Origin of the sequence: uncultured Dokdonia sp., from assembly GCF_947492815.1 — a bacterium.
In the GTDB taxonomy this organism is placed as follows: Bacteria; Bacteroidota; Bacteroidia; order Flavobacteriales; family Flavobacteriaceae; genus Dokdonia.
This window is the reverse complement of sequence record NZ_CANLOB010000078.1, coordinates 1-809: the sequence shown is the minus strand read 5'-3', so window position 1 is coordinate 809 and position 809 is coordinate 1. Positions and strand designations below refer to the sequence as shown.

The 809-nt window shown below is 37.8% G+C and carries 1 protein-coding gene; it reads left to right on the top strand.

From position 1 onward, the window contains the following. A partial coding sequence (locus tag Q1A01_RS23585; RefSeq protein ID WP_299686020.1) for an Ig-like domain-containing protein occupies positions 1-809 on the top strand: 809 nt, incomplete at both ends.

The following is an 809-nucleotide window of genomic DNA, read 5'->3' as shown; positions in this document are numbered from 1 at the left end:
ATAGTAGATTTAGTAGCGGGAGATTATTCAGTAGTTGTTACAGATACCAACGGATGTACAATTACTGTAAACGCTACGGTTACTCAACCTGATAGTTCAGTAACTGCAGATGTTACTACTACAGATGAGAATGGAGCAACAGCAAATGATGGAACAGCAACCGTTGTTCCTTCAGGAGGTACACCTCCGTATACATACTCATGGAGTAACGGAGAAACAACAGCTACAATTACTGACTTAGATTCTGGTGATTATACAATAATAGTAACAGATGCTAATGGTTGTACTTATGAAGAAACAGTAACTGTAGATTCAGTAAATCAAGTACCTGACCCAGAGGATGATACTGCAACAACTCAAGAAGATGTCGCAGTAAATATTGATGTTACTGATAATGATAATTTTGGGACAGATGGACCATCAACAGGTGCAATTGTAATTACCACAGGTCCTTCTAATGGAACAGCTGTTGTAAATGACAATGGTACTCCAAATGATCCTACAGATGATACTATTGATTATACACCAAGTCCAGATTTTCAAGGAGTAGATGTATTCTTCTATGAAATAGAGGATAGTAATGGAGATACTGAAATTGCTCAAGTAACAGTAACAGTCACTCCAGTAGAAGATGTGATGGATGATACAGCTACGACACCAGAGGATACACCAGTAGATATCGATGTATTAGATAATGATACGTTTAATCCAAACAGTGATGTAGAGGTAACTGATGTTACCAATCCAGCCAATGGAACAGTAACGATCAATGCAGATGGAACAGTAACTTATACACCAGATCCTGATTA